General features: G+C 35.2%; 9 protein-coding genes. 6 read left to right on the top strand and 3 right to left on the bottom strand.

Annotation, left to right across the window (positions count from 1 at the left end; translation table 11 throughout):
- The coding region (locus J5Y03_RS18645; protein ID WP_209407508.1) for an IS3 family transposase at positions 1 to 84 on the top strand (84 nt) is incomplete at its 5' end.
- A gap of 76 nt (positions 85 to 160) precedes the next feature.
- Here the strand turns inward: J5Y03_RS18645 and J5Y03_RS18640 are convergent.
- The 3 genes from J5Y03_RS18640 to J5Y03_RS18630 all read right to left on the bottom strand — a co-directional run bounded on the left by J5Y03_RS18640 (position 161) and on the right by J5Y03_RS18630 (position 2,067).
- Positions 161 to 787 (bottom strand): FMN-dependent NADH-azoreductase, encoded by a 627-nt coding sequence (locus tag J5Y03_RS18640; protein ID WP_209407500.1) that lies wholly within the window; start codon positions 785 to 787, stop codon positions 161 to 163.
- 66 nt (positions 788 to 853) lie between these two features.
- Positions 854 to 1,438: a DUF3238 domain-containing protein gene (locus tag J5Y03_RS18635; RefSeq protein ID WP_209407499.1), complete on the bottom strand. Its 585-nt coding sequence runs from the start codon at positions 1,436 to 1,438 to the stop codon at positions 854 to 856.
- 44 nt (positions 1,439 to 1,482) lie between these two features.
- The gene (locus J5Y03_RS18630) at positions 1,483 to 2,067 is read right to left on the bottom strand and encodes a DUF3238 domain-containing protein (RefSeq protein ID WP_209407498.1); all 585 of its coding nucleotides are present in this window, start codon (positions 2,065 to 2,067) and stop codon (positions 1,483 to 1,485) included.
- A 145-nt stretch (positions 2,068 to 2,212) separates the two neighbouring features.
- Here J5Y03_RS18630 and J5Y03_RS18625 point away from each other — a divergent pair, with 145 nt between their 5' ends.
- From J5Y03_RS18625 to J5Y03_RS18605, 5 genes are all read left to right on the top strand, one after another.
- On the top strand, positions 2,213 to 2,686 hold the full coding sequence (locus J5Y03_RS18625) for a MarR family winged helix-turn-helix transcriptional regulator (protein WP_209407497.1): 474 nt from the start codon (positions 2,213 to 2,215) through the stop codon (positions 2,684 to 2,686).
- 81 nt (positions 2,687 to 2,767) lie between these two features.
- Positions 2,768 to 3,262 (top strand): DUF3995 domain-containing protein, encoded by a 495-nt coding sequence (locus J5Y03_RS18620; protein ID WP_209407496.1) that lies wholly within the window; start codon positions 2,768 to 2,770, stop codon positions 3,260 to 3,262.
- 242 nt (positions 3,263 to 3,504) lie between these two features.
- Complete coding sequence (locus J5Y03_RS18615; RefSeq protein ID WP_209407495.1) at positions 3,505 to 4,704, top strand: FAD-dependent monooxygenase; 1,200 nt, start codon at positions 3,505 to 3,507, stop codon at positions 4,702 to 4,704.
- A gap of 185 nt (positions 4,705 to 4,889) precedes the next feature.
- On the top strand, positions 4,890 to 5,417 hold the full coding sequence (gene hpt / locus J5Y03_RS18610; protein ID WP_209407494.1) for a hypoxanthine phosphoribosyltransferase: 528 nt from the start codon (positions 4,890 to 4,892) through the stop codon (positions 5,415 to 5,417).
- Positions 5,418 to 5,647: 230 nt separating this feature from the next.
- On the top strand, positions 5,648 to 6,592 hold the full coding sequence (locus J5Y03_RS18605) for a nucleoside hydrolase (RefSeq protein ID WP_209407493.1): 945 nt from the start codon (positions 5,648 to 5,650) through the stop codon (positions 6,590 to 6,592).
- Positions 6,593 to 6,944 lie beyond the last annotated feature (352 nt).

Genomic DNA, 6,944 nt, shown 5'->3' with positions numbered 1-6,944 from the left:
TATTACAATCATTACAGATACCAATGGAATCTAAAAAAGATGACCCCTGTTCAATACAGAGATCATCTTCTTAAAGTTGCCTAGGCTTTTTTTAATGTCCTTTACAAAGGGTACATTTTATAAAAGTGCTGGTACTTTTTTGAATAAATGTTTTTATTAATTAGAACGTACTCGCTAATTTAACAGCTTTTTCAAGGCCATCTGCAATTATTTCTTCTGCCTTATCTGGGAATTTGTTGTGGCCTTCAATGACGACTTTCTCGATCTCTTTTACACCGAAGAAGCCCATCATGCTTGCTACATATTTAACAGCCATTTCCATTTGAGCAGCTGGTCCTTCTGAATAGATACCGCCACGTGCATTTAATAATGCAATTTTTTTATTACCAATGAGTCCTACTGGTCCTTCTGGCGTATATTTAAATGTTTTACCTGCACGATTTAAGTAGTCAATATATGTGTGTAATACAGCAGGGATTGTTAAGTTCCATAACGGGAATGCAAATACAACTTTATCGGCTGCAAGAAATTGATCTAAAAATTTATCAGCAATAGCAAATGCTTTTGTTTCTTCCGCTGTTAAATCAATTCCTCTACTAGCCTTAAATGTACCGTTAATCATATCTACTCCTACATATGGTAATTCTTCATTGTATAAATCAAGCTCTACCACTGTATCATTTGGATGTGATTCTTTGAAGCCTGATAAGAAAGCCTCATATAATTTCACACTTACTGATTGGTCTGCTGGGCGATTGTTTGCTTTTATAAATAAAACTTGTGTCATTAATTTTCCCTCCTAATGTTCGCTTGAAAAGTGAGTTCTTTTAAATTTGTAATTTGCATTTTGACTTTATAATATTTTTTTGAAACTATACTCCATTTCTCCACCCATTGCCTCAGGTGTATCGCCAGTTTCTCTAAAATCATGAGTATAAATTTGTTCAAACGGACCGAAATCTACTTGTTTATAAAATTCATAACAAGGGAATCCATCATGTGTTCCTTGTATATCGATAACACCATCTTTTTTAACATGTACAGTTAAAAGGTAGTCAACGGGAGGCGCATACTCATTTAATGGGTTGCTAGCACTTGCGCTCATTTGAAACTTAACGTCATCAGAACTCCATACAATATCAGTGCATACAATACGTTCTGTACTAGCTTTTCCGGTTCTTTTATTAACAGAACCATCTGGAGTTGTGACTCTTTCTGTTGTTATGCCAGTATTCGCATAGGTGAAAATTTCTTTTTTGTAAAAATCTACAACTACTTCTTGTTCAATTCTGGAACGCATCGTATTTACAGCATGCGGTGTAAATTCACGTGAGTCGCCTTCGAATTCGATTACGTTTCCTGTTTGAATATCCTTTTTAGGTTCAGTCCAAGACATTGGAATAAATACGTTTGCTCTAATTTTCACGATATTAGCCATGAGAAACACCTCTGTAATTTTATTTTTGGGTAATACTTTTATATCTAGATTATCGTTTTAAAACTATATTCCATTTCTCCAGCTAGCGCTTTTGGAGTATCACCAGTTTCTCTGTAATCATGAGTATAGATTAATCTAAATGGAGCAAAATCTACTTGTTTATAAAATTCATAGCAGGGGAACCCATCATGGGAACCTTCAATATGCGCAACTCCACTTTTTTTAACACGTATCGTTAATAAATAGTCAGCTGCAGGTGCTGCTGTATCTAATGGATTACTAGCACTTGCACTCATTTCAAAAGAAACTTCATCAGCGCCCCATACAACATTAGTACATACAATATTTTCTGTACCTGTTTTTCCTACTTTATAATCAATAGAACCATCTGGATTTGTAATTTTCACAGTTACGATACAAGCATCTGCAGATGTGAAAATTTCTTTTTTATAAAAATCAATAATCACTTCTTGCTCCAGTCTTGATCGCTTTGTGTGTACAGCATATGGTGTAAATTCACGTGCATCACCAGCATATTCGAGCATCTTTCCTGTTGCAGGATCTTTAATAGGTTCCAACCAAGCATAAGGCGTAAATACGCTTCCTCTAATTTTCACAATATTAGCCATGAGAACCCTCCATATTTTATTAATATTTATTTAGTGAATCTTATATCTAAGTTAATATAGTCAATTTGATTGACTATATTCCGTATAGTACAATAGGGTTTGAATGTAGTCAACTTAATTGACTTTATACAAGGAGATTTTGTACATGAAAAATCAATTATTAAGTGATTTGGATCTTACATCACTTTTATCATTATCCTTTAGTGTATCGATTAATGAACTCCATGACAGCTTGAGTGAATTGGGATTTGAGGATATCAGACCTGCACATGGTTTTATGTTTAAACGTATGATTCCTGATGGAGCGACAGGTATAGAACTAGCTGAATATCTAGGAATTTCAAAGCAAGCAGTAAGTAAAATGGTGGATTATCTTGAGAAAAGTGGTTATGTAATGCGCCAAACTCATCCTACTGACAAGAGAGGAAGAATTATTGTTCTGACCGAACGTGGTTGGTTAGTAGTGAAAGCGAAAGAGGAAATTCTAACTAATATAGAACAACGTTGGATTGACAACATAGGTGCTGAACGAATGCAAATGCTCAAAGAGGATTTAAAAAAGTTAGTTGATGAAGAAAATGAAGATAAATTGTCATCGAGGTTACGACCTGTTTGGTAAGTATTATTTTTATGATTATGTAAATTAAGGATCGATTCATTATAGTTTGTGTAAAATTAATTTATACAAGGAGCCATTTTCATGAAAACCAATAAGTATTTTCTGTATTTAGGAGTGATTTGGACACTACTATTTTCTGCTTTAAGTTTCTATTGGGCAGCGGGTGGCATGTTTGGTGTTAGATCCTTAGGGGGATCAATTTATGAAATGGCATTAAATCCAGAGCCATCATTTTTAGCAATCGTTTGGACGACTGGATTCATAAAATTGCTCGGAGCGGTATTGCTCCTAATGTTGCTAGTTAAATGGAGAAATTCTTGGATTCAAAAGTCACTTTATCTCATTATAAAAATTTTTGGCCTTTTACTATTTTTATATGGCTTGTTCAATTTCACAACAATATCCTTGAGTGCAATGGGAGTTACACACCTTGAATTAGACAGCTATGCTACTCTCTGGAGATTACTATTTTGGGAGCCTTACTGGATGGCTGGAGGTATTTTTTACTTTTTTTCTATTAACAAAATTAGCAAATGTAGAGTTACAAGAGATAAGAGTAACAACATGGAACGTTAATATTAAATGAATTTTAGTGCATTACTCCAGTCCTAATCAGAACAGGGGTTTAAAAAAATCTTGATAATTTATAGAAGTTTAATCAAAAGCCTATATTGATATGTAGGTTTTTTTGTTCAATATTTTGGGTATTTTGATAGATAATTAGATTCCCATTATAAGATTGTACATAAATAAAATACGCCGTGAATATAATTTGGATATGTTTTAAGACTCTAAATAGGATTGGAGTGAATAAGTAATTGAAACGTGTCCTTATTTCCGGTGCGAGCATTGCTGGGCCGGCACTAGCTTACTGGCTTCATCGCTACGGATTCGAAGTGACTATAGTAGAACGTGCGCCGACATTGCGTCCAAGAGGGTATGGTGTTGATGTCCGTGGTGCAGCTGTTACAGTGCTTAAGCGGATGGAAATTCTCGATCAAGTTCGTTTAGCTGATACGAACATGACAGGTGTTTACTTTGTGAACGGTAAAGGCAAAATCGAAGGACAAATAAGCGAAGCAAGTATGGGAAATCAGCATGGTCTGGACATCGAAATCATGCGCGAGAATCTTAGTACTATTTTGTATGACTTAACAAAGGATACAATCGAATATATTTGGGACGATTCGATTACCGCTATTCATGAAACTGAAGCAGGCGCAGAAGTCCAATTTATTCGTAGCGAGCCACAGACATTCGATCTTGTCATTGGTGCAGATGGGCTCCATTCTAATGTTCGTACTTTAATATTTGGTGATAAAGAAAAATTTAAACATACTCTTGGTTGTTATATCTCGATTTTTACTCTCGAGAATTACCTTAACCTTGACCACCGCCAGCTATTGTATACAATACCAGGCAAAACTGTAGGTCTGTATAGTGCCCGTGATAATGCTGAAGCAAAGGGTATGTTTGTGTTTAAATCAGAACCATTGAAATACGACCGTTATGATGTCGGGGCACAGAAGAAACTTGTAGAAAATGCTTTCCAAGGTCATAAAGGTTGGGAAACTTCTCAGTTACTAAAAACTATGAATGAGGCGACAGATTTTTACTTTGATGAGATTTGCCAGATTCACATGCCAACTTGGTCAAGAGGTCGAATTGCATTAGTAGGTGATGCGGCGTATGGACCATCACCTCTATCTGGCCAGGGCTCTAGCTTGGCACTTGTCGGAGCTTATGTACTAGCCAGTGAACTGAAAGCTGCAGATGGTAATTACGACCTTGCCTTTGCTGCCTACGAAAAAGAGATGAGAAAGTTTGTTGAAAAAAATCAAAAAATAGGGTTAGTAGCTGCTGGAGGTATGATTGAAAGCTCAAAGTTTAAAATCTTTCTGCGCAATATAATGTTGCGTTTACCTATCCTTATGGGTGGAATGTATAAAATGATTACGAAAATGATAGCGAAAGCTTCTAATGCAATTGAACTGAAAGATTATGATAGGGATAATTAGTAGGGAAGCTACAGCCCAGGTGTAGTAATAATTCTATATTTATAAAAAAGGTAATAGATAGTATTTATGAATACTATCTATTACCTTTTTTAGTTAAGCAAAGTTTGGACTTCACATTTTCCTTAGTGGATTGAAACCTATAAAATGATTTATAATAGAAGCATTACATACTAGAAGGTGAAATCATGGCATACGAATTGAATAGTATTATGATTACAGAAGAGCAATTGAAGCAAAAAGTGCAAGAAATTGGCGAGCAAATCAGACTGGATTTCCAAGATGAGTCGATTGTGTTGATTGTTGTGCTAAAAGGAGCATTTGTTTTCGCGGCAGATTTAATCAGAGAGCTGAAAGGGAACGTTTCAGTCGATTTTGTAGCAGCATCAAGCTATGGTAATCAAACGGAATCAACTGGAAAAGTAAGATTGCTAAAGGACATTGATGTAAATATAACAGGTAAAAATGTCGTGCTTGTTGAGGATATTATCGATTCAGGCTTAACACTAGACTTTTTAAAAGAGCATTTCCAGCTTCATAAACCAAAGTCCATGAAAATATGTACCTTACTTGATAAACCTGAGCGCAGAAAGGTCGACTTAAAAGCAGATTATGTAGGATTTGTGATTCCAGATCAATTCATAGTTGGATACGGCATCGACTATGCGGAGAAGTACCGAAATCTGCCATATATCGCTACTGTAAAAGAAGTATAAGTCGGACAGATTATATCTTACTTCGGTGTGTTGTACCTTTAACAAAATAATGTTTGTCTAAAATCCTGTAGTAAAAAAATACAGGATTTTTTCTATTTTTCTATATGAAATGACTGATCAATACATTTTTCAAATAGATAACAACATACCTTATATATCAAAGGAATAAATTAAAAATGATGTATTAAAAAGAACTGTTCCGAAGATTTGATATAGAGGGAGCGAAGCTAATGGGGAAGAAAGTGTTGATTTTTAGTGATGTAGGAATTGATGATGCGGTAGCTTTGGCTTACGCAAATTTAACAGATGATATTGATTTAATTGGGATTGTAGCGGACTATGGAAATGTATCTAAGGAAGAAGCAACGAGGAATGTCCGGTTTTTACTTAAAAGATTTGGGAAAGAATATATTAAAGTCTATGGAGGCGCTGAGAAGCCCATGACAGGGGAGTTCCCAACATATTACCCTGAAGTCCATGGTCCGTTTGGCTTAGGTCCGATCGATCCAGGTTTACAGTTTGAGAACTTAGAAAATTTCTTTGATGTTATCAAGTTGATTGAGCAGTATAAACATGAACTAATTATAGTTAATACTGGGAGATTAACCTCGCTTGCCACCTTATTTATTTTATATGAAGACCTGATGAAAAATGTAAATTCTTACTATATCATGGGAGGGGCATTTTTATATCCTGGAAATGTTACACCGTCTGCAGAAGCTAATTTTTATGGAGATCCGGTAGCTGCCAATATTGTTATGAAGTATGTAAAAAGTGCATATATTTTTCCTTTAAATGTAACGCAAAATGCCATTGTTACTCCTAAAATGGTCAATTATATAAATACTAAGGATAAAACGCAGCTTTTAAAACCGATGATGGATTACTATTATTTCAATTTTTATCAAAAGAAGGTACCTGGAATACAAGGTGGCCCAGTTCATGATGCGGTCACGCTTATGGCAGTCATTCGAAGCGATCTATTTACATTCTATCAATCTCCTGTTGTAATTGATATAACCGATGTGGCAAGAGGTCAAAGCAGTGCAGATTTTCGAGTAACAGATGCTCCTGAACAATTTGATGGGAGACCACAACAACACATCGCAGTGGGCTTAGATTACGAGGGGTTTTATAAAGACTTTATGTCAGTTATGACTGGTGAAAAATTCTAGTTTAAAATTTAAGAGAGAATATGATCAAATTATAAAATTAAACAACAGCAGGTGCAGATGGAAATGTTTCATTTTTTGTTCTTCCAGGAGGCATCAAGACTGCAATTTCTGGTGTTGGTATTTATTATCCAGATGGATCAGAAACACAAAGGGTCGGAATCGTTCCAGATACTAAAGTCACTCCAACGATAAAGGGAATAAGTGAAAATAGAGATGAAGTTCTAGAAAAAGCGATTGAACTAATTAATAAGGACAGTTAATTTATTTGTTTACTAGCAAGTGAGTTGACTAAACAAAAATAAAATAGGATAAAACCCTTGCTAATAATTTTCAGCAAGGGTTTTTAAATGAA

This window comes from Gottfriedia endophytica (assembly GCF_017814275.1).
Lineage (GTDB): Bacteria > Bacillota > Bacilli > Bacillales > Bacillaceae_G > Gottfriedia > Gottfriedia endophytica.
This window is presented reverse-complemented; position numbering and strand designations above follow the sequence as displayed.